This is a genomic window from Streptomyces sp. NPDC051133, from assembly GCF_040682635.1.
In the GTDB taxonomy this organism is placed as follows: Bacteria; Actinomycetota; Actinomycetes; order Streptomycetales; family Streptomycetaceae; genus Streptomyces.
Genome location: NZ_JBFBBK010000012.1, coordinates 19,420 through 40,310, shown reverse-complemented (window position 1 = coordinate 40,310; position 20,891 = coordinate 19,420). Strand labels below are relative to the sequence as shown.

Below are 20,891 nucleotides of genomic sequence, written 5' to 3'. Positions count from 1 at the left end.
CGGGCGGGCCGCACGTACTGACGTGCGGCCCGCCCGCCCGCGTGTGCGCGGACGCCCGGGCCGTGAGCCATCTCTCGCGGGATGTCCCTCGCATGGTGCGAAGAGTCACAAAGAGCGCCTTAGGGGGCGTACGGCGTGGGGAGCGTGTGCGTCCGCCGTGTAGGGTCCGGGGCCCGAGAGCCATGGAAGGGACCGATCCGGTGAACAAGAAGCTCGCGGCCGCGCTGTCCGGCGGTGCGGTACTGGTGGTGGCGCTGTCGGGATGCACCAGCAGCGGCGGCGACAAGGGGCCCGACCCCAAGCTGGTCGCCTGGGCCAAGACGGTGTGCGACGCGGTGCCCGCGCAGGACGCGAAGATCAAGGCCGCGAACGCGGCGATCAGCACCACGGCCGCCGACACCGCCAAGCCCGAGACGCTGCAGAAGACCGACTCGAAGGCCTTCCAGGACATGGCCGACGGTTACAAGGCGATCGCCACCTCCATCAGCGGTGCGGGAGCGCCTCCCGGGGTCGACGGGGGCGCGAAGCGGCTGCAGGACGTCGTGAAGAGCTTCAACAGCCTGGCCGCGTCGTACGGCGACCTGAAGAAGCAGGTCGACGGACTGGACACCAAGAACCAGGGGAAGTTCGCCTCGGGCCTGCAGGACGTCGCCGCGCGGATGACGGAGCTGGAGAAGAAGCACCAGGCCGGCACCGAGTCGCTGACGAAGCTGCAGCAGGGCGAGGTCAAGGACGCGATAGCCGAGCAGGCCAGCTGCAAGAAGATCTCGGCTTCGGCCGCGCCGTCGGCGGGCTGACCTCCGGCTCCGCCGGGCGTGTGCGGGGAGGTCGCCGGGGCGGGGCGCGGGACACAATGGGGGCGTGACTGACTCCGGACTCGCCTCCCTGCCCGCTTCCGACCGGACCGACACCGCCGCGCGTCTGCGGGACGCGCTGCTGGCCGCCTCCTTCACCGCCGACGGGCTGCTCGACCTGCTCGGCGCCCCCGCGTACGCGGCGCTGGGCCGCAGCGAGACCGTGCCCGCCCTCAGGGCGACCCGCGGCGACACGCCGCTGGAGACGCTCGTACGGCTGTTCCTGCTGCAGCAGCCGGTCGCCCACGCGCGCGTGGCCGCCGTCCTCCCCGTCGAGGACGCCCTGGAGGCCGGCTGGCTCACGCGGGTGGGCGCCGACGAGGTGGCCGCGACCGTCGACGTACGGCCCTACGGCGGTCCCGGCGGTGAGGACTGGTTCATCGTCTCCGACCTCGGCTGCGCGGTGGGCGGCGCGGGCGGCATCGGACAGCGCGACGAAGGGGTCGTGCTGGGCGTCGGCGGGGCCTCCACGACCCTCGCCGGCATCACCGTCCGCACGCCCGTCGCGTCCGCCCTGGACCTCGGCACCGGCTCCGGCATCCAGGCCCTGCACGCCGCCCAGCACGCCACGCGCGTGACGGCGACCGACCTCAACCCGCGCGCGCTGCACATCACGGCGCTCACGCTCGCGCTCTCCGGCGCTCCCGCCGCCGAGCTGCGCGAGGGCTCGCTGTTCGCACCGGTCCGGGACGACGAGACCTTCGACCTGATCGTGTCCAACCCGCCCTTCGTGATCTCGCCCGGAGCCCGGCTGACGTACCGGGACGGCGGCATGGGCGGGGACGATCTGTGCCGCTCGCTCGTTCAGCAGGCGGGGGAACGGCTGAACGAGGGCGGGTTCGCGCAGTTCCTCGCCAACTGGCAGCACGTCGCGGGGGAGGACTGGCAGGACAGACTCAGGTCGTGGGTGCCGCGCGGGTGCGATGCCTGGATCGTGCAGCGCGAGGTGCAGGACGTCACACAGTACGTCGAGCTGTGGCTGAGGGACGCCGGTGACCACCGCGGGGACCCGGCGGAGTACCAGGCGCGTTACGACGCCTGGCTCGACGAGTTCGAGGCGCGCAAGGTCAAGGCGGTCGGCTTCGGCTGGATCACCCTGCGCAGGACGGGGGCGGCGGAGCCCTCGATCACCGTGGAGGAGTGGCCGCACCCGGTCGAGCAGCCCCTCGGGGACGCGATCAGGGCGCACTTCGAGCGGCTCGACTATCTCCGGGAGCACGACGACGCGGCGCTGCTCGACAGTCACTTCACGCTCGCCGCCGAAGTGGTCCAGGAGCAGGTCGGGCTGCCCGGCGCCGAGGACCCGGAGCACGTGGTGCTCCGCCAGCACCGCGGGATGCGCCGGGCGACCAAGGTGGACACGGTCGGCGCCGGGTTCGCGGGTGTGTGCGACGGCACACTGAGCGCGGGCCGCATCCTGGACGCCATCGCCCAGCTCATGGGCGAGGACCCGGTGGTGCTCCGCGACCGGACCCCGGCGCAGATCCGGCTGCTGGTGGAGCAGGGCTATCTGGAGCCGGCGCGCTGAGCCGCGCCCCACTGAGCCGCGCCCCATTGAGCCGCGCCCGACTGAGCCGCAGGCCGCGCCGGGGCACGGGTGCCGTACGCCGGATACCCGTGCCGTCGTAGCCGCCCGCGGATCATCGTCGTAGCCGGTGGCGGGGGGCGGAACGCGCCGGTGCGTAAAACGGCCGGAAAAATATGGGAGCGGAGGGACGGCCGATGCGATTCGAACGGGCATGCGAAAAAGAGTCGGCCTTCCGTTCACCCCGATGTCGCCCGCCCGTCGCCCGCGCGTGCCACCCTCCCGGCGCTGGGCGGAGCCGGGTGGCACGGAGGGGCGGGCGGGCATGGAGAGCGAGTCGGCGATCTTCGCGGGGGTGGTGTTCGCCCTGTTCGGAGGCGCTCTGCTGGCATGGACCGGGGTGCGCCTGAGGCGGGGCGAGCCGGTGGCCCACGGTGTGAACCGGGTCGCATCGGCCACCCTCGCGAGCGTGTCCGGGACGGTCGCTCTTGCCCTCGGTGTGTACTGCCTGTCCCGCCTCTGACATAGGCGGGCACCGGTCCGCGGCGGTGCCGCGACAGTAAGGGGAGCATCACGCTCCGGACAGGGGACGAGGGGGTACCCGGTGGTCCGGGCGGCAGGAAGGGCGGTAGTCGGGTTACCGTTCGAGTGGCCGTTGTGGGCTTTTCCCGTTTGACACGGGAGCGGGATGTACCGTCACACTCCGCAGCGTCACACGAGCCACCAGCACGCCGCGACCCCGGGAGGAAGCCCTGGGGAGGCCCCAGCGTCGACCGGAGAGAAGAGCGAAGTTGTCCCCGACCAGCGAGACCGCACAGGGCGGCCGCCGACTCGTCATCGTCGAGTCGCCTGCCAAGGCGAAGACGATCAAGGGCTACCTCGGCCCCGGCTACGTCGTCGAAGCGAGCGTCGGGCACATCCGCGACCTCCCCAACGGCGCCGCGGAGGTGCCCGAGAAGTACACCGGCGAGGTCCGCCGCCTCGGTGTGGACGTCGACCATGACTTCGAGCCGATCTATGTCGTCAACGCCGACAAGAAGGCCCAGGTCAAGAAGCTCAAGGACCTGCTGAAGGATTCCGACGAACTCTTCCTCGCCACCGATGAGGACCGCGAGGGCGAGGCCATCGCGTGGCACCTCCTGGAGGTCCTGAAGCCCAAGGTCCCGGTCAAGCGGATGGTCTTCCACGAGATCACCAAGGACGCGATCCGCGAGGCCGTCGCCAATCCGCGCGACCTCAACCAGCGCATGGTCGACGCCCAGGAGACCCGCCGCATCCTCGACCGCCTCTACGGCTACGAGGTCTCGCCGGTCCTGTGGAAGAAGGTCATGCCCCGGCTGTCGGCCGGCCGCGTGCAGTCCGTCGCGACCCGTCTCGTCGTCGAGCGGGAACGCGAGCGCATCGCGTTCCGCTCCGCCGAGTACTGGGACCTGACGGGCACCTTCGCGACCGGCCGCGCCGGGGATCCGTCGGACCCGTCGTCGCTGGTCGCCCGCCTGCAGACCGTCGACGGCAGGCGGGTCGCGCAGGGCCGCGACTTCGACTCCCTGGGGCAGCTCAAGAGCGCGAACACCCTCCACCTCGACGAGGCGAACGCCCGCGCGCTCGCCGCCGCCCTGGAGAGCACGCGGTTCGCGGTGCGCTCGGTCGAGTCGAAGCCGTACCGCCGCTCGCCGTACGCCCCGTTCCGTACGACGACGCTGCAGCAGGAGGCCAGCCGCAAGCTCGGCTTCGGCGCGAAGGCGACGATGCAGGTCGCTCAGAAGCTGTACGAGAACGGCTACATCACGTACATGCGTACGGACTCCACGACGCTGAGCGACACGGCGGTCGCGGCGGCCCGCGCGCAGGTCACGCAGCTGTACGGCGCCGACTACCTGCCGCCGCAGCCGCGGACGTACGCCGCCAAGGTCAAGAACGCCCAGGAGGCGCACGAGGCGATCCGTCCCTCGGGTGATCGTTTCCGCACGCCCGCGGAGACCGGCCTGACCGGCGACCAGTTCAAGCTGTACGAGCTGATCTGGAAGCGGACCGTCGCCTCCCAGATGAAGGACGCGACCGGCAACTCCGTCACCGTGCGGATCGGCGGCACCGCCGCCGACGGCCGGGACGTCGAGTTCAGCGCCTCCGGCAAGACGATCACCTTCCACGGCTTCCTGAAGGCCTACGTCGAAGGTGCCGACGACCCGAACGCCGAGCTGGACGACCGCGAGCGCCGGCTGCCGCAGGTCGCCGAGGGCGACGCCCTGAGCGCCGAGGAGATCACGGTCGACGGGCACGCCACCAAGCCCCCGGCCCGCTACACCGAGGCGTCCCTGGTCAAGGAGCTGGAAGAGCGCGAGATCGGCCGCCCGTCGACGTACGCGTCGATCATCGGCACGATCCTCGACCGCGGCTACGTGTTCAAGAAGGGCACGGCCCTCGTGCCGTCCTTCCTCTCCTTCGCCGTGGTCAACCTCCTGGAGAAGCACTTCGGGCGGCTCGTCGACTACGACTTCACCGCCCGGATGGAGGACGACCTCGACCGCATCGCGGCCGGTGAGGCGAAGGCCGTGCCGTGGCTGAAGCGCTTCTACTTCGGCGAGGGCAACGTCACCGGCGCCGCGGCCGACGCCGGCAACGGCGACGGGGACCACCTCGGTGGCCTCAAGGAGCTGGTGACGGACCTGGGCGCGATCGACGCGCGCGAGGTGTCGTCGTTCCCGGTGGGCAACGACATCGTGCTCCGCGTCGGCCGCTACGGCCCGTACATCGAGCGGGGCGAGAAGGACACCGAGCAGCACCAGCGCGCCGACATCCCCGACGACCTGGCGCCGGACGAGCTGTCCGTCGAGCTGGCCGAGGAACTGCTGGCCAAGCCCAGTGGCGACTTCGAGCTGGGCGCGGACCCGGCGACGGGCCACCAGATCGTCGCCAAGGCCGGCCGCTACGGCCCGTACGTCACCGAGGTGCTCCCCGAGGGCACCCCGAAGACCGGCAAGAACGCGGTCAAGCCGCGCACGGCCTCGCTCTTCAAGTCGATGTCGCTCGACACGGTGACGCTCGACGAGGCGCTGAAGCTGATGTCGCTGCCGCGCGTCGTCGGCACCGACGCCGAGGGCCAGGAGATCACCGCGCAGAACGGCCGCTACGGCCCGTACCTGAAGAAGGGCACGGACTCGCGCTCGCTCCAGGCCGAGGAGCAGCTCTTCACGATCACCCTCGAAGAGGCGCTGGCGATCTACGCCCAGCCGAAGCAGCGCGGCCGGGCCGCCGCAAAGCCGCCGCTGAAGGAGCTCGGGGAGGACCCGGTCTCCGCCAAGCCGGTCGTGGTCAAGGACGGCCGCTTCGGCCCGTACGTCACCGACGGCGAGACGAACGCGACCCTCCGCTCGGGTGACAGCGTCGAGACGATCACTCCGGAGCGCGGCTTCGAACTGCTCGCCGAAAAGCGCGCGAAGGGCCCCGCCAAGAAGACCGCGAAGAAGGCGCCGGCCAAGAAGGCGGCCCCGGCGAAGAAGACCGCCGCCAAGAAGACGGCGGCCAAGAAGACGACGGCCGCCGCGAAGAAGACCACGGCCAAGAAGACGGCGGCCAAGAAGGCGACGGCCTCCGGCGCCGAGGGCTGACGCCCCGGCCGGCACTCCGGCGGGCCGGCGCTCCGGCCCGGCGAGCCGGAGCGCCCGGTCAGGCTTCGCAGAGCGAACGCCCCGGCATCACTTTGATGTCGGGGCGCGTTCATGTCAGGACGGGCGAGGTGTGGTGTCGGTGCCTGCGGATAGGCTGAACGCATGACGCGAGCCGAGCAGCCAACGGCCCACACCACAGCCCCGGACGACACCCTGGTCGCGGACTCCCGCGAGCGTGCCGTCCGTTCTCTGCTGCGCCGACCTCAGTTGCGGCGCCTGTGGAGCGCGCAGCTGGTGAGCGGTGTCGGAGACACCCTCGCCCTCCTCGTCCTGGTCGTCCTCGCCCTCCAGGCGGCGATCACCGAGGGCGCGTTCGGCGGTGGCTACCGGGGCGTGGCGTTCGCAGTGGCGACGGTCTTCGCGGCGCGCATCCTCGCCGTGCTGCTGTTCGGCGCGGTCCTCCTCGGCCCGCTGACCACGCTCACCGCCCAGGAGGGCCCGCTCGACCGCCGCTGGACCATGGTCGGCGCCGACGGCGTGCGCGCCGCGCTGCTGATCGTCGCGCCGCTGTGGATCGACTGGACCCCGGACAACGCACTGGCGGTCCTGTTGGTCACCGTGTTCGTCACGGGCGTCGCCGAGCGGTTGTGGACGGTGTGCCGGGAGAGCGCGGCCCCGGCGCTGCTGCCCGCCCCGCCGCCCGAGGGGGCGACCGTACGGCCGCTGCCGGACCACCTGGACGCGCTGCGCCGCCTCGCGCTGCGCACCGGCTTCCTCGCGGTCCCGCTGGCCGCCGCCGCCCTGGTCGTCGCCTCCCTGCTGAACAACCTGCTGGGCACGGGCGTGGCCTGGTTCGACCAGCACCAGGCGGCCCTCGCGTCGTACGTGGCGGCGGGCCTGTTCGCGGCCTCACTGTCCGTGCTGACCTTCCTGGAGCTGCCCGGCACGCGCACCCCGCGCCCGCGGTCCCCGCTGGAGGGCCTGCGCCGCCCGCGCACCGGGGCCGGCGTCGACAAGGGCCGTACGGGCGCCATCCCGCTGCTCGTCCCGGCCTGCGCCGCCGTCGCGGGGGCGATCGCCGCGGCCGTCTCGGTGTGCGTGCTGCACGCCAAGGACATGGGCGGCGGCCCGGTCCTGTACGGCCTGCTGGTGCTGGGCCTCACCGGGGGAGTGGCCGTCGGCATCCGTACGGCCCCCTCGCTGCTGCCCTCGCTCTCGCGCCGCCGGCTGCTGGCCCTCGCCATCGCCTTCACCGGTATCGCGCTGCTGGCCGCCGGGCTGGTCCCGGACGTCACCACGGTGGTGCTGATCGTCACGCTGGCCGGGGCCGGCGCGGGCGTGGCCGCCAACACCGGGCACACCCTGCTCGACCAGGAGACCGAGGACTTCCGCAGGCCGCGGATCACCGAGCACCTGCACGCGGTCGTCCGGGTCTTCATAGCGCTCGGCGTGGTCGTCGCCCCCGTGGTCGCGGGGTTGATCGGCCGGCACCGGCTGGAGAACGGCAGGTTCGTCTTCGCCCACGGCGGCGCCTCCTTCACGCTGATGCTGGTCGGCGCGCTGCTGCTGCCGGTGGCGGTCCTGGTGCTCGCCAAGGCCGACGACCGTTCCGGCATCCCGCTGCGCCAGGACCTGAAGGACGCACTGCTCGGCGGCGACGACCCGGACACCGCCCCGGCGGCCACCGGCTTCTTCATCGCCCTGGAGGGCGGCGACGGCGCCGGCAAGTCCACCCAGGCCGAGGCGCTCGCCGAGTGGATCCGCGGCAAGGGCCACGAGGTCGTGCTCACCCGCGAGCCGGGGGCCACGCCCGTCGGCAAGCGGCTGCGCTCGATCCTGCTGGACGTGTCCTCGGCGGGCCTGTCGCACCGCGCGGAGGCGCTGCTGTACGCCGCCGACCGCGCGGAGCACGTCGACACCGTCGTACGCCCCGCGCTGGAGCGTGGCGCCGTCGTGATCTCCGACCGCTACATCGACTCGTCCGTGGCCTACCAGGGGGCCGGCCGGGACCTGTCCCCGACGGAGATCGCCCGCATCAACCGCTGGGCCACCAACGGGCTCGTCCCGCACCTCACCGTTCTGCTCGACGTGTCCCCGGAGACCGCGCGCGAGCGGTTCACCGAGGCTCCGGACCGGCTGGAGTCGGAGCCGGCGGAGTTCCACGCGCGCGTACGGGCCGGCTTCCTCACGCTGGCCGCCGCCGACCCGGGCCGTTACCTGGTCGTGGACGCGGGCCAGGAGCCCGAGTCCGTCACCACGGTGATCCGGCACCGGCTCGACACCGTGCTGCCGCTGTCCGAGGCCGAGATCGAGGCCCAGGCGGAGGCCCGGCGGAAGGCCGAGGAGGAGGCCCGCCGCAAGGCCGAGGAGGAGGCCGCGCGCAAGGCCGAGGAGGAGCGCCTGGAGCGTGAGCGCCAGGAGCAGCTCGCCAAGCTCCGTGCCGAGGAGGAGGAGCGCAAGCGCCGCGAGCTGGAGGAGGCGCAGCGCCGCGAGGCCGAACGGCAGGCCGAGGAGGCCCGGCAGCGGGCCGCCGAGGCCGCCCGGCGAGCGGAGGAGGAGCGGCAGCGGCTGCTCGCCGAGGAGAAGGCCCGCGCCGAGGAGGAGGCCCGCCGCAGGGCCGAGGAGGAGCGGCGCCGCAAGCAGGCCGAGGAGGAGGCGCGGCAGCGCGCCGAGGAAGAGGCCCGGCAGGCCAGGCTGCGCGCCGAGGAGGACGCACGGCGGCTGGAGGCGCAGCGGAAGGCCGAGGAGGCGCTGCTGCGTGCCGAGGAGGCCCGCCGGCAGGCGACCGAGGCCGCGGTGGCGGCCGACGCGGCGGCCCGCAGGCCCAGCGGCCCGCGGCCGACGGCGCCGGGAGTGGTCCCGGACGCGGCGACGGTCCCGACGCCGGTGGTGTCACCGGGCGGCCGGGAGGCGGGTGCGCGTGCGCCCGAGCCGGCCGTGGAGGAGACGGCGGTGCTGCGTCCGGTGCGCGACGACCGCGCGGACCGCGCGGACGACGGCCGCTCGGCGCGGCGGTCCGAGTCCCCCTCCGACACCGAGGTGACCGCCGAGCTGCCGCAGCCGCCGGCGGCCGCGGGCGCCGCGGACGAGACGGCCGTGCTGCCCGCCGTGTCTCCGGGTGCGGCGGACGAGACGGCCGTGCTGCCGCCGGTGGGTTCCGGGGCGGCCGACGAGACGGCCGTGCTGCCGCCCGTGCGGGGCGAGGCCCCGGCGGACCGGATGCCGTCCGGCTTCTTCCGGGACGAGCGGACCGGCTCGGGCCCCGACGGCTCCGAGGACCGCACGCGCGAGATGCCCCAGCTCGACGCCGACGGCACGCCCCGCCGCCGGCCGCGTCCCGACTGGGCCGAGGAGACCCCGCTGGACGACCTGCCCACGCTGGCGGACGAGCTGCTGGGGTCGTACGACGAACCGGACCACGGCGACCACGACGAGGAGCGGGACCGCAGGGGCCGCGGCCGGCGGGGCTGAGGTCCGGCGCCCGCCGGACGCGTCCCCGTCGCCGGGCGAGCGCACCGGGTTGTCGGTGCCCACCCGCACAATGGACGCAGAACGCGGAGTGTGACGGAAGGACGGCGTGACCCGTGACCGTGTGGGACGACCTCGTCGGGCAGGAGAAGGTGAGCGCGGTGCTCGACGCCGCCGCGCGGGACGCCGACGCCCTCGTCACGGCCGCCGCGGCCGACGAGCCGCTGCCCGAGTCGTCGCGGATGACGCACGCCTGGCTGTTCACGGGCCCGCCCGGAGCGGGCCGTAACCAGGCGGCGCGGGCCTTCGCCGCCGCCCTGCAGTGCGGGAGTCCCGACCGCGCCCTGGGCGGCTCACCCGGTTGCGGCTTCTGTGACGGCTGCCACACGGCGCTGCTCGGCACCCACGCGGACGTCACCACGGTCGCCGCGGTCGGCGCCGAGATCCTGGTGAAGGACATGCGGGACACGGTCCGCAAGTCGTTCACCGCGCCGGCGAACGGCCGCTGGCAGATCATCCTGGTCGAGGACGCCGAGCGGCTGAACGAGAAGTCGGCCAACGCCGTCCTCAAGGCGGTCGAGGAGCCCGCCCCGCGCACCGTGTGGCTGCTGTGCGCCCCCTCCGTCGAGGACGCCCTGCCGACCATCCGCTCCCGCTGCCGCCACCTGAACCTGCGCACGCCGTCCGTGGACGCGGTCGCCGACATGCTCGTGCGCCGCGACGGCATCGAGCCGCCGGTCGCGATGGCCGCCGCCCGCGCCACCCAGGGCCATGTCGACCGGGCACGCCGCCTGGCCACCGACCCGGCGGCCCGCGAGCGCCGGGCCGCCGTGCTGAAGCTGCCGCTGCGGCTGGACGAGGTCGGGGCCTGCCTGAGAGCCGCGCAGGAACTGGTGGACGCCGCGGCGGAGGACGCCAAGCAGCTCGCCGAGGAGATGGACGGCAAGGAGACCGAGGAGCTGAAGGCGGCGCTGGGCGCGGCCCAGGGCGGCCGGCTGCCGCGCGGCACGGCGGGTGTGATGAAGGACCTCGAGGACATGCAGAAGCGCCGCAGGACCCGCACGCAGCGCGACAGCCTCGACATCGCCCTCGGCGACCTGACCGCCTTCTACCGTGACGTCCTCGCGCTCCAGCTCGGCTCCCGCGTGGCCATCGCCAACGCCGACGCCGAGGACGCCCTGGAGCGGCTGGCCCGGACCGGCTCCCCGGAGTCCACGCTCCGCCGCATCGAGGCGATCGCCGCGTGCCGTGAGGCACTGGACCGCAACGTGGCCCCGCTGCTCGCGGTGGAGGCGATGACCATGGCGCTGCGGGCCGGGTGAGCGAAGGAGGCGGCGATGTCCCTCGTACGAGCCACAATCCGTACGCGTCGCACCTGGTCCGTCGCACAGCGTTACGCTCGCGGGATGCACACCAGGCCCTCTCCCCGCCGCCTCACGGCCACCCTCCTCACCGCCGCCGCCCTGCTCGTGTCCGCCTGCTCCTCCGGGGGCTCGACCGTGCCGGCCGGCGGTGCGGTGGACGCGGCGCTGGCCGCGCTGCCGCGTTCGACGCCGTCGGCGCTGGCGCCCTACTACGGGCAGCGGCTGCACTGGCGCAGCTGCGGCGCCCCCGGCTTCAGCTGCGCGACGATGAAGGCCCCGCTGGACTACGCCCAGCCCGGTGCGGGGGACGTGCGGCTGGCCGTCGCCCGCAAGGCGGCCACCGGGAAGGGCAGGCCGCTCGGATCGCTGCTGGTCAACCCGGGCGGGCCGGGCGGCTCGGCGGTCGACTACCTGCAGAGTTACGCGGGCGTCGGCTACCCGGCCGCGGTCCGCGCCCGCTACGACATGGTCGCGGTGGACCCGAGGGGCGTCGCCCGCAGCGAGCCGGTGAAGTGTCTCGACGGCCGGCAGATGGACGCGTACACGCAGACGGACCTGACGCCGGACGACGCGAAGGAGAGGGACGCGCTGGTCACGGCGGACCGCAGGTTCGCGGAGAGCTGCGGGGCGCGCTCGGCGCGGCTGCTGCGGCACGTCTCCACCGTCGAGGCGGCCCGGGACATGGACATCCTGCGGGCGGTGCTGGGTGACCGGAAGCTGAACTACGTGGGGGCGTCGTACGGCACCTTCCTCGGGGCGACGTACGCCGGGCTGTTCCCGCAGCGGGTCGGCCGTATGGTCCTGGACGGTGCGATGGACCCCTCCCTGGACGCCCGCAGGCTGAACCTGGACCAGACGGCCGGCTTCGAGACGGCGTTCCAGGCGTTCGCGAAGGACTGCGTCCGGCACACGGACTGCCCGCTCGGCGGCGCGGGGACGACGCCCGCGCAGGTCGGCGACCACCTCACCGCGTTCTTCCGCAGGCTGGACGCCCACCCCGTCCCGGCGGGCGACGCGGACGGCCGCAAGCTCGGCGAGTCGCTGGCCACCACCGGCGTGATCGCGGCGATGTACGACCAGGGCTCGTGGGAGCAGCTGCGCGAGGCGCTGTCCTCGGCGATGAGGGAGAACGACGGCGCGGGCCTGCTCGTGCTCTCCGACAGCTACTACGAACGGGACGCGCACGGCGACTACAGCAATCTGATGATGGCGAACGCCGCCGTGAACTGCCTGGACCTGCCGCCCGCCTTCACCGGCGCCGACCAGGTGCGCCAGGCGCTGCCCGCGTTCGAGAAGGCGTCCCCGGTCTTCGGCGCCGGTCTGGCCTGGGCCTCGCTGAACTGCGCGTACTGGCCGGTGCGGGCCACCGGCCAACCGCACCGCATCGCGGCGAAGGGCGCGGCGCCGATCGTCGTGGTCGGCACCACCCGGGATCCGGCGACCCCCTACCGCTGGGCGCAGTCCCTGTCCCGCCAGCTCTCCTCGGGCCGGCTGCTGACGTACGCCGGGGACGGGCACACCGCCTACGGCCGCGGCAGCACGTGCATCGACTCGGCGATCGACACCTACCTGTTGCACGGCACCCCGCCGGCCGTGGGGAAGCGCTGCTCGTAGCCCCGTCCGCCCGCCCCCGGAGCCCCGCGCTCCGGGGGCGGGTACGAAGCACCCCCGGATACTGTGTAGACTTACCGACGTTGCCGACCGCACCATGGTGTGGGCAGCACGCCGCTTTAGCTCAGATGGCCAGAGCAACGCACTCGTAATGCGTAGGTCTCGGGTTCGAATCCCGAAAGCGGCTCCACCGGAACCCCAGATCAGGTAGATCCTGATCTGGGGTTCTGTCGTTCACGGCGTTCATGCCGTTCAGCGGTGATCACTAGCATTACTCGAGTTGAGCGCGATGGTCTCGCGTCATTCTGCTGCTTGGTTCGAGACTAGTGAGGCGCATATGGATAAAGCAGTAGAAAGGGCGATCGAGTACATTCGGCGGCGTTACAGTGAGCCACTGACTCTCGCGGAAATCGCCGACAGCGCACTGCTCAGCCGTTTCTATTTCACGCGGCTGTTCAAAGAGGAGACCGGACTCACGCCCGGAAGATTCCTGGCCGCCATCCGCATTCATCAGGCCAGGCGACTCATCGAGACCACCTCGATGAGCATCACCGACATCTCCTTCGCGGTGGGATACAACAGCGTCGGTTCCTTCACCAATTCCTTCACGGCCAGTGTCGGTGTTTCGCCGAGCCGGTTCCGCAGGCTGGCGCGGGAGGGCGGGGAGGGCCTGCCGGGACCGGAGCCGAGCGCCTGGACGGGGTTCGGGACGGTCGCGGGCACGATCAGCCTGCCGGAGGGCCACGGGAACGCCCGGGTGTTCCTGGGGGCCTTCCCCACGCCCGTCGTGCAGCATCCGTCCGTCGCCTCGGCCGTCGTCGACGTACCGAGCGGCCGCCCGTCCTGTTACTCGCTGGAGGACGTACCCGAAGGGAGCTGGTACCTGCTGGCGGTCGCGGTGGCCGACGGCATCGGGCCCGACCCCCGGGCCGGGCGGACCTCGCTGGTCGGCGGCCACGGTGTGGCCACCGTGGCCGTGGCCGCCGACACCGTCACCAGCGCGGCGGTGCGGCTGCGTCCGGGCCGGCTGTCCGACCCGCCGGTCCTGCTCGCGCTGCCCCGGCTCGAACCCCCGGCCACCGTGGTGGCCCATCCCGGGTGCGCCTCGGTGAACCCGGTTCCGGCTCCCGCCGGACGGCGCCAGGCCGCGGGACACCTCAGGGTGGCGTCCGCGGCACCGGTGCCGTCACGGTGAGGGCGGGGGGTCACGGCACCAGGTCCTGCTTGGCCTTGAGCCGTTCGGCGAGCAGGCCCCACTCCCGGGCGATGCGCTCGGCGATCGGGGCGACGACGCCGAGCCAGTGCGAGGGCACCGCGTCGACCAGCTCACGCCACTCCTCGTCGGGGTCGGTGGCGTGCAGCTGCATCCAGCGGAGGAACTCCCTGCCGCCCGCGTTGTAGCGGATGGCGGGGTCGGTGGCCATCTTGGCCGCCACGGTCGCCCACGAGGGCGGCGCGTCGGTGTGGTTCCGGCGGTGCACGGGCGCACCGTCGGGGCTCGGCGCCACCCGCAGCGGCACCCGGGGCCCGCCGCCGGACACCACGGCGGCGGGCCCCGCCATGTCGTCGGCCGGCCGTACCGGATGCCCGGCGTGCATGGGCCGGACGGGAGCCATCGGCTGCAGGGGCTGCAGGGGCTGCACGGGCTGGGAGTGGGCGGCGGGCCTGCGGCGACCGTCCCGCTCGGGGCTGTCGCCGCGCCGCAGCCGTGCGCTCACGTCGTGCACCGTGCCGAGGGACACGTCGGTCTCCCGGGCGACCTGGCGCAGCGGGGCGTTCGGATGCGCGGTGATGTACTCGGCGGCGCGCCGTCTGCCCTCGGCCGCGTCCACCGGGCGCCGCCGGCCGTCCCGGCCGACGCGCTTGCCGTCGAGGGGGGCGTCCGCCGACCGGTCGCGCAGCGACGCGATCGTCTTGGCGCTCAGCCCCGTGATCCCCGCGATGGCCCGGTCGGACCAGTCAGGGTGCGAGGTGAGGACCCGCCGGGCGCCGGAGACCCGGTCGGACTTCGACAGCGGCAGGCCGTGCGAGCCGTTCGCCTTCATGCCGATGACGAGCGCCTCGGAGTCGGAGCAGTCGAGGAAGCGCGCCTTGATGCTGGTGTCGCCCCGGAGCCGGGCCGCCTCCACCCGGTGCAGGCCGTCGATGACGCGGTACCCGTCCATCTGGACGAGAATGGGAGGCAGTTCCGCCGTGCCCGCCGCATCTATGAGAAGTTGGATGTGAGCGGAGTCCGTTCCGCCCTGGCGCAGGGCTACTCCGGTCGACAGCGCGTTGATGGGGACATCGCGTGCCGGCAGTTTCTCGAAGTTCTTCAGGTCGAATTCGCTGCGCGCCGAGGAATCGGCGATCTCCGTCCTGACGGAGCTGAATGCACTCGTTATCAAGACGGCTTGCCCGTTGCTCTGAGCCATTCCGGTTACTCCCTCTCTGCTGCCGCTCATCACGAGGGTGGCAAGAGGGTCTCCAGCTGTAGTCGAGGGCAGGTTGACGCTCTCTGGAAGCACGACCGCGGGTGCCCGCCGGTCGGCGGACACCCGCGGTGGGTGCCGAGGTCAGGCGTCCCTGCGGCGCAGCAGCGCCGCCGCGACGACCAGCAGGACGGCCGTCCAGAGCGCGAGCACCCCGAGGCCCTGCCACGGCCCCAGCACGTCGCCCGCGCGGGAGTGCTGCTGGGTGATCAGGTAGCCGGCCTCCGTGGGGAGGTAGCTGTGGATGTGCTTGCCCACGCTGCCGGGCAGCATCCGGGCCATCGGCTCGAGCACCAGGACGAAGCCGATGACACCGGTGATGCTCGCCGCCGTGTGCCGGATGATCGCGCCGATGGAGAGTGCGAACAGGCCGAGCAGCGCCAGGTAGAGGCCGCAGCCGAAGACGGCGCGCAGCACGCCGGCGTCGCCGAGCGAGACCGGCGCCTTGCCGTGCAGGATCGGCGCGCCGATGAAGAACGAGGCGAACGAGGTCACTTCGCCCACCACCAGGACGACCAGCCCGAAGACGGCGCCCTTCGCCGCCAGCACCGGCACCCGCCGGGGCACCGCGAGCAGGCTGGCCCGGATCATGCCGGTGGAGTACTCGGAGGCGATGACCATCACGCCCAGCACGCAGACGGCGAGCTGGCTGAGCAGGATGCCACTGCCGAGGATCGTGCCGGTCGGGTCGAGCCTCATCTCGGCCTGCTGGGAGGCGCTGCTCTTGTCCCAGTTGGCGACGCCCATCTCCATGAACACCACGGTGAAGATCAGGGTGAGCACGATCAGGATGGCGAGCGACCAGACGGTGGAGCGGACGGAGCGGATCTTCGTCCACTCCGAGAGCATCAGCCGGCTGAAGCCGGCCTTGCGCTCGTCGGCGACGGGCGCGGTCGCGGGGGCGGATGCGGTCACGGCGGTCACTTCACACCTCCGGCGGTGGGCACGTCGGCGTCGTACTCGACGGCGTCCTTGGTCAGTTCCATGAAGGCTTCCTCCAGCGAACCGCGGCGGGTCGCCAGCTCGTGCAGCACCAGGCCGCCGGCGGCGGCGAGTTCGGCGATGCGGGGCGCCTCGAGGCCGGTGACGTCCAGGTCGCCGTCCTCGGCGTCGGTGACGGTGGCGCCCTCGGCCCGCAGCAGCTCGGCGAGCTGCTCCCGGTCGGGGGTCTTCACCAGGACGCTCTGCTCGGTGCTGCGCTCGATGAACTCCTCGGTGGAGCAGTCGGCGACGAGCCGGCCGCGGCCGATGACGATGAGGTGCTCGGCGGTGACGGCCATCTCGTTCATCAGGTGGCTGGAGACGAAGACGGCGCGGCCCTCCGCCGCGAGCGACTTCATCAGGTTCCGGATCCAGAGGATGCCCTCGGGGTCCAGGCCGTTGACCGGCTCGTCCAGGATCAGCGCCGCCGGGTCGCCGAGCAGCGCGGCGGCGATGCCGAGGCGCTGCCCCATGCCGAGCGAGAAGCCGCCCGCCCGCTTGCGGGCCACCGACCCGAGACCGACCTGCTCGATGACCTCCGCCACCCGGCGCCTGCCGATGCCCTGTGTCTGGGCGAGGCAGAGCAGATGGTCGTAGGCGCTGCGGCCGGTGTGCACGGCGCGGGCCTCCAGCAGCGCGCCGACCACCCGCAGGGGCCGCGAAAGCTCCTGGTAGTGCACGCCGTTGATGGTGGCCTCGCCGCTGTCGGGCCGGTCGAGCCCCAGCAACAGCCGCATGGTGGTGGACTTGCCCGCGCCGTTGGGGCCCAGGAAGCCGGTGACCCGGCCGGGCTCGACGGTGAACGACAGGTCGTTCACGGCGGTCTTGTCACCGTAGCGTTTCGTGAGGTTCTTGGCCTCGATCATGGTCACCTCGGTTGAATGGGCTGCAAGGGATTACGGGCATAAAAGTGCTCCCCGCCTGTGGTACCAGGAGTGCGATTCCGTTCAACAGGCCTGGTCGGGCCGGTTATGAACGTTGGCCTCCGCTTCGCCCCCGTGGCTAATTTTGACGACGATGACGGTCCGCGGAAGCGGTTGTTTCATCTGCGCATTGTCCTCAGTTGAACCCGGACCCATGAGGGTGGTCATGAATTCAGTCGTGAATGACCCGGCGAGCGCCGGGCGGCCGGTGGTCGGGATCTGCGCGCGGACCGCGCCGGTCACGCTGCAGGGCAGCGACATGGTCGTCAGCCTGGCGCTGCAGACGCACGTGGCCTACCTGGCCGCTGCGGGCTGCACCCCCCTGCTGCTGCCGCTGCTGCCCGGCGTCGAGCGCCTGGTGGACCGGCTCGACGGCCTGCTGGTCCCGGGCGGCCCCGACCTGGATCCTGAGCTGTACGGCGCGGACCCGCACCCGGTGACCCGGGTGATGTCCCCGGACGCCGACCGGGCCGAACTGACCCTGGTCCGAACGGCACTTGAGGCACGGCTGCCCGTGCTGGCCATCTGCCGCGGCATGCAGCTGCTCAACGTGCTGCACGGCGGCAGCCTGCACCAGCACCTGCCGGACGTCACGGGCCACGACGGCCACCGTCCGGGGACACCGGACTTCACGCTCGGCCGCCACCGGCTCAAGCTGGAGCCGGGCAGCCGGATCGCCGGCGTCCTCGACGAGGACGAGCCGGAGACGGCCTGCCACCACCACCAGGCCGTCGACCGGCTCGGTGCCGGTCTGACCGCCACCGGCTGGGCCCAGGACGGCACCGTCGAGGTCGTCGAAGTCACCGGGCACCCCTTTGCGATCGGCGTTCAATGGGAGGCGGGACAAACGGCCGACAAACGACTTCATGAAGCACTCGCCCGAGCCGCCGGAGCCCCGGAAATCGGTTAGCCGGTGGAATTCGCATTAGTTGAGAAAAGACTGCCCGTGCGGGCAAGCTGATCCTGATCCCGATCGAAGGAGAATTACCGATGTCGCCGCGGATGCCTAACCCGTCGCTGGTCGTTCCCGATGTTCTGCCGCCCATGCGCGAGCTGGTCAAGGCCATCAACAACGTTGGTGTGCCGTTGCAGACGCTGGTGCTCATCCACTTGCGGGTGAGCCAGATCAACGGCCGTCCGGTCCAGATCCCCGTGAAGAAGCGCGAGTTCGAGGAGGCCGGCGAGGAGGACTTCCGCCTGCCCCTGGTGGAGGCCTGGCGGGAGCAGACCTGCTTCACCGACGCCGAGCGCTCGGTGCTGGCGCTGGCCGAGGCCGCCACGCGCATCAACGACCAGGAGGACCCGGTCCCGGACGACGTCTGGAACGAGGCCGCCAAGCACTGGAACCAGACGGAACTGGGCGCCATCGTCCTGCACATCGGTCTGGTCAACCTGTGGAACCGCGTCAACGTCGCCACCAAGCAGGAGCCGGTGGACTGGCGCATCAACCCCAAGAAGTGGACCCCGATGACCACTCGGCTCGCCGCGAGCCGGTAACTCCCTTCGACTTCAGGCCCTGTCCGGTGGAGGTTCCACCGGACAGGGCCTGAATCGTGTGCGGATTCGGTTGTCGGGTTCGGTTGTCGGACTCGGCCGTTCAGGTGGGCCGGAGGGTTCAGGCGCTTACTGCCGCCGCACCGGTGGTGAGGACGGCGAGCAGGCTGCGGGCCTGGACGTTGACGTAGCGGGTGTGTCCGGCCAGCCAATTGAGCTGGCCCGGGGTGACCCACTGGTACCCGGGCGGCGCCTGGGTGGGCGTCGTCTCCTCGTCGGTGTCGACGATCAGGTAGCGGCTCTCGGCGTTGAGGAACCGGCCGCCCTCCTCGGAGTGGACCGCCGAGTAGCGGATGCGGTCGGGCGAGGCGTTCAGCATCAGGTCGAGGAACGGCGGACGCTGCTCGGCCGGCAGGTGGAGGTAGTTCTCGGGGACGTACTGCACGGTCGGCGCCAGTTCCGCGGTGTCGAGGAAGCCGCCCTCCACGCGCGCGTGCACGAGGACGTGCGGGACGCCGTCGAAGACGCGGTGGGCGAAGGCGACGAGTCCGGGGCCCACCGGTTCGACGATCGGCTGGGTCCAGCCGGCCACCTCGCGGCCGGCGCCCTCCACGGAGACCGCCACCACCCGGAAGAACCGGCCGTCCGCACGGCGCACGGAGTGCTCGTCGCGCCGCCACCCGGCGATGTCCCGCAGCGGCATGCGGCGGGTGCGGATGTCGTGGTGGGCACGCCGGCCCGTGAACCAGGCCAGCAGGTCGGCGTCGCAGGACAGCGCACCCGGCTCGGGCGGGGCCAGCGGAGCGCTCGCCAGCACGGTGCGCGCGTCCATGTTCACCACGTTGTCCTCGCGCAGCAGCGTGGCGATCTGCCCGAGGGTGAGCCAGCGGAACTCGTCGTCGGCGGGCACGTCGCCGTCCACCTCGACGATCATGTTGCGGTTGCGCTTGCGGTAGAACCAGGCGCCGTGCTCGGACTGCAGGACGTCCGTGAGCACGCGTTCCCGGTCCGGGTCGAGGAAGTGCTCCAGGTACTTCACGGCCGCGCCGCCGTGGGCCTTGGTGTAGTTGCTGCGGGTGGCCTGCACGGTGGGCGAGAGCTGCACCAGGTTGGGGTTTCCGGGCTCCATCTTGGCCTGCATCAGGAAGTGCAGGACGCCGTCGAACTTCTTGGCCAGGATGCCGAGGATGCCGATCTCCGGCTGCACGATGATGGGCTGCTGCCACTGCAGCTCCGGCCGCTCCACGTGCAGGCCCTCGATGGTGAAGAACCGTCCGCTGCGGTGCTGCAGGTCGCCGGTCTCCGGCGCGAACGACCAGTGGTCGAGCTCGGCGAACGGGATGCGCCGGATCGCCGTCCCGCAGGACAGCCGGTGGAACTCCAGCCAGGCCCGCACGTCGGCCGTCGCGACGTGGACGCCCTCGGCGGTCGCGGCGGACAGCGCCAGCCGCTCGGAGATCCCGGCCCGGGTCCGCGGAACCAGAAGCGGTGTGCTCACGGCCGGCCCCCGCTCTCCTTGACCGGCTTCCACCACTGCGGGTTGTCCCGGTACCAGGCGACGGTCTCCGCCAGTCCGCGGTCGAACGGGGTGAGCGGCCGGTGGCCGAGCTCCCGCTCGATCTTCGTCTGGTCCAGCGCGTAGCGCCGGTCGTGCGCCTTGCGGTCGGTGACGTGCCGGATGAGGCCGGGGTCCGCCGCGCACAGTTCGACGAGCCGGTGGGCCAGTGTCAGGTTCGGTACGGCGTTGCCGGCGCCGATGTTGTACGCCTCGCCCGCCCGGCCCGAGGTGAGCACCCGGTGCACGGCCCGGCAGTGGTCGTCCACGTGCAGCCACTCGCGGATCTGCTGCCCGTCCCCGTAGACCGGGATCGGGCGGCCCTGGAGCAGGTTGGTCACGGCGAGCGGGATGAACTTCTCGGGGTGCTGGTAGGGCCCGTAGTTGTTGGAGCAGCGGGTGACCGAGACGTCGAGCCGGTGGGTGCGGAAGTAGGCCAGGGCGATGAGGTCCGAGGAGGCCTTGGAGGCGGCGTACGGGGAGTTGGGCAGGAGGGGGGACTCCTCGGTCCAGCAGCCCTCCGGGATGGAGCCGTACACCTCGTCGGTGGAGATGTGCACCACCCGCTCCACGCCGGCCGCCAGACACGCCTCGAGCACGGCCTGCGTGCCCTCCACATTGGTGCGGACGAACGCGGCGCCGCTCTCGATCGAACGGTCCACGTGGCTCTCGGCCGCGAAGTGCACGACCGCGTCCTGGCCGTCCAGCACCGTGCGCAGCAGTTCGCGGTCGAGGATGTCGCCGTGCACGAAGGTGAGCCGCGGGTGGGAGGCGGGGAGGTTGTCGCGGTTGCCCGCGTACGTCAGCAGGTCGAGCACCGTGACGTGCGCGTCCTCGTAGCCCGGAAATCCCCCGTCGAGCATGGTCCGTACGTAGTGCGAGCCGATGAAACCGGCTCCGCCGGTCACGAGGAGTCTCATGAGATCACGTCGCAGTCGCAAATCCACGGTCGAAGCATCTGCTGGCCCTTTTCGATGAGGGGGACGAATACCGTGGAATTCACGCTAGAGAGCTGCCTGAATTCAGGGCACCTCTCA

At 72.2% G+C, this 20,891-nt stretch carries 15 protein-coding genes and 1 tRNA gene; 11 read left to right on the top strand and 5 right to left on the bottom strand.

Annotated features, from left to right (window positions below):
- Positions 1-200: 200 nt before the first annotated feature.
- The 9 genes from AB0N17_RS14735 to AB0N17_RS14695 all read left to right on the top strand — a co-directional run bounded on the left by AB0N17_RS14735 (position 201) and on the right by AB0N17_RS14695 (position 13,625).
- Positions 201-797: a small secreted protein gene (locus AB0N17_RS14735; protein ID WP_366011683.1), complete on the top strand. Its 597-nt coding sequence runs from the start codon at positions 201-203 to the stop codon at positions 795-797.
- Between the two features lie 64 nt (positions 798-861).
- Positions 862-2,382, top strand: a complete 1,521-nt coding sequence (locus AB0N17_RS14730; RefSeq protein WP_366011682.1) for a class I SAM-dependent methyltransferase — start codon at positions 862-864, stop codon at positions 2,380-2,382.
- Between the two features lie 322 nt (positions 2,383-2,704).
- Positions 2,705-2,902: a hypothetical protein gene (locus AB0N17_RS14725; protein ID WP_366011681.1), complete on the top strand. Its 198-nt coding sequence runs from the start codon at positions 2,705-2,707 to the stop codon at positions 2,900-2,902.
- 268 nt (positions 2,903-3,170) lie between these two features.
- Positions 3,171-5,987: a type I DNA topoisomerase gene (gene topA / locus AB0N17_RS14720; protein WP_366011680.1), complete on the top strand. Its 2,817-nt coding sequence runs from the start codon at positions 3,171-3,173 to the stop codon at positions 5,985-5,987.
- Between the two features lie 162 nt (positions 5,988-6,149).
- Complete coding sequence (gene tmk / locus AB0N17_RS14715) at positions 6,150-9,458, top strand: dTMP kinase (RefSeq protein WP_366011679.1); 3,309 nt, start codon at positions 6,150-6,152, stop codon at positions 9,456-9,458.
- A gap of 113 nt (positions 9,459-9,571) precedes the next feature.
- On the top strand, positions 9,572-10,777 hold the full coding sequence (locus tag AB0N17_RS14710) for a DNA polymerase III subunit delta' (protein WP_366011678.1): 1,206 nt from the start codon (positions 9,572-9,574) through the stop codon (positions 10,775-10,777).
- A gap of 84 nt (positions 10,778-10,861) precedes the next feature.
- Positions 10,862-12,433: an alpha/beta hydrolase gene (locus AB0N17_RS14705; protein ID WP_366011677.1), complete on the top strand. Its 1,572-nt coding sequence runs from the start codon at positions 10,862-10,864 to the stop codon at positions 12,431-12,433.
- Between the two features lie 110 nt (positions 12,434-12,543).
- Positions 12,544-12,620, top strand: a tRNA-Thr gene (locus AB0N17_RS14700).
- Between the two features lie 99 nt (positions 12,621-12,719).
- Positions 12,720-13,625: an AraC family transcriptional regulator gene (locus AB0N17_RS14695; protein ID WP_366011816.1), complete on the top strand. Its 906-nt coding sequence runs from the start codon at positions 12,720-12,722 to the stop codon at positions 13,623-13,625.
- Positions 13,626-13,635: 10 nt separating this feature from the next.
- Here AB0N17_RS14695 and AB0N17_RS14690 read toward each other — a convergent pair whose 3' ends face one another.
- From AB0N17_RS14690 to AB0N17_RS14680, 3 genes are all read right to left on the bottom strand, one after another.
- Positions 13,636-14,844 carry a ParB N-terminal domain-containing protein gene (locus AB0N17_RS14690; protein WP_366011676.1) on the bottom strand — a complete coding sequence of 403 codons (1,209 nt, stop codon included), beginning with the start codon at positions 14,842-14,844 and terminating at the stop codon, positions 13,636-13,638.
- A gap of 141 nt (positions 14,845-14,985) precedes the next feature.
- Positions 14,986-15,816 carry an ABC transporter permease subunit gene (locus tag AB0N17_RS14685; RefSeq protein WP_366011675.1) on the bottom strand — a complete coding sequence of 277 codons (831 nt, stop codon included), beginning with the start codon at positions 15,814-15,816 and terminating at the stop codon, positions 14,986-14,988.
- Positions 15,817-15,821: 5 nt separating this feature from the next.
- Positions 15,822-16,748 (bottom strand): ATP-binding cassette domain-containing protein, encoded by a 927-nt coding sequence (locus AB0N17_RS14680; RefSeq protein WP_366011815.1) that lies wholly within the window; start codon positions 16,746-16,748, stop codon positions 15,822-15,824.
- Between the two features lie 223 nt (positions 16,749-16,971).
- Between AB0N17_RS14680 and AB0N17_RS14675 the strand changes: the two genes are divergently transcribed.
- Entirely contained in the window at positions 16,972-17,715 is a 744-nt protein-coding gene (locus AB0N17_RS14675) for a gamma-glutamyl-gamma-aminobutyrate hydrolase family protein (protein ID WP_366011673.1), read from the top strand.
- Positions 17,716-17,795: 80 nt separating this feature from the next.
- Entirely contained in the window at positions 17,796-18,302 is a 507-nt protein-coding gene (locus tag AB0N17_RS14670; protein ID WP_366011672.1) for a carboxymuconolactone decarboxylase family protein, read from the top strand.
- A gap of 118 nt (positions 18,303-18,420) precedes the next feature.
- Here AB0N17_RS14670 and AB0N17_RS14665 read toward each other — a convergent pair whose 3' ends face one another.
- Positions 18,421-19,797 carry an NDP-hexose 2,3-dehydratase family protein gene (locus AB0N17_RS14665; RefSeq protein ID WP_366011671.1) on the bottom strand — a complete coding sequence of 459 codons (1,377 nt, stop codon included), beginning with the start codon at positions 19,795-19,797 and terminating at the stop codon, positions 18,421-18,423.
- The gene (gene rfbB / locus AB0N17_RS14660) at positions 19,794-20,774 is read right to left on the bottom strand and encodes a dTDP-glucose 4,6-dehydratase (protein WP_366011670.1); all 981 of its coding nucleotides are present in this window, start codon (positions 20,772-20,774) and stop codon (positions 19,794-19,796) included. The genes AB0N17_RS14665 and rfbB overlap by 4 nt, the downstream gene beginning before the upstream one ends.
- Positions 20,775-20,891: the final 117 nt, after the last annotated feature.